This is a genomic window from Mesorhizobium sp. M1066 (assembly GCF_040318635.1).
Classification (GTDB): domain Bacteria; phylum Pseudomonadota; class Alphaproteobacteria; order Rhizobiales; family Rhizobiaceae; genus Mesorhizobium.
Genome location: NZ_JAMYMR010000108.1, coordinates 1 through 1,273 on the forward strand (window position 1 = coordinate 1; position 1,273 = coordinate 1,273).

At 60.7% G+C, this 1,273-nt stretch carries 2 protein-coding genes; both read right to left on the bottom strand.

Features of this window, described 5'->3' with window-relative positions:
* Positions 1–208, bottom strand: a 208-nt coding sequence (locus tag NKH52_RS35305; protein ID WP_352658182.1) for a GntR family transcriptional regulator, incomplete at its 3' end; no start/stop codon positions are given.
* Between the two features lie 88 nt (positions 209–296).
* The coding region (locus NKH52_RS35310; protein WP_352658179.1) for an aspartate aminotransferase family protein at positions 297–1,273 on the bottom strand (977 nt) is incomplete at its 5' end.

The window sequence follows — 1,273 nt, forward strand, 5'->3', positions numbered from 1 at the left end:
GCCCCGACCGCAGTTCCAGCGCCTGCTCGCTGACGAGCCTGAAACAGGCCTCTCGCACAGGCGTGACGCTGGTGCCCAGCCGTTGTGCCAGATCCTGCATCAACAGCCTTTCACCGGGCCGGAAATTGCCCGCAATCAGGGCTTCGCGCAGCGAGATATAGGTTCTCGCCGACAGACTACCTTGCTCGATTGGCTGCATCGTGTTCATGAATCACCGCTGCATGTTGGCCGCACCGAATCGGCAACGGATAGGTACGAGACGCTCTTATATCCTATAATTCCGGTTGCGAAAAAGGCTAAGAGCTGGCGGGTCTCCCAGCAGAGAGCTTGCGCAGGATTGTCTCGATAACATCCAGTGACTTCTCAATCGTGGCCCGGTCATGGCTCCCTGACAGGTAGAGACGCTTGAGCGGAAGCGGCTGACCGATCAGCCGGTTCGCCACCATCTCTTTGCGGAATGCAAGATCGAAGACATCGTCGTTGTGCAGCAAGTCCTGATAGTCGCGGTAAGGCCCGCTGAGGAAATAGATCAGCCAGACCGAGCCAAACCCGGCGCTCTGCGCGGGCAGGCCGAGGCGATTTATGATGCCATCCAGCTGCGTGCGCATGAAAGCGCCGAGGGCAAAGAGACGGTCGTAGAAGCGTGGTTTCGACAGCTCCTCGATCGTCGCCTGCATGGCGGCGAGCGTCGACGGCGTGCCGTTGAAAGTACCGCCCATGAACACGGATCCTTCCCCGGTCCGGCCGACGAGCTCCATGAGATCGCGCCGACCGGCCACCAGGCCGATGGGATAGCCTGACGAGGCCGCCTTGCCGAAGGTCGCCAGATCAGGCGTGACGTCGGCGATCGACTGATAGCCGCCGAGCGCGTGGCGAAAGCCGGTGATGACCTCGTCGAAGATCAGCACGACACCATGATCGCTGGTCAGGCGACGCAGGTCGCGCAGAAAAACATCCGTCGCGATCACCGACCCCATATTGTGAGCGATTGGCTCGATGATGATCGCCGCGACCTCGCTTGGATTGGCCTTGAGATAATCCTCGACGGCCTCGGCATCGTTGTAAGGCAGCACGATGGTGTGACGGGCGGCATCATCGAGGATGCCAGCACTGATGGGATCGTACTTGCCGATCGCCTGCGCGTGCGACTGTACGTTCATGGCGACATAGTCGTGCCAGCCATGATATCCGCCTTGGAACTTGATGATGCGCTTGCGACCGGTGGCGGCGCGGGCAAGGCGCAGGGCGTGATAGGTCGCCTCGGATCCCGAAT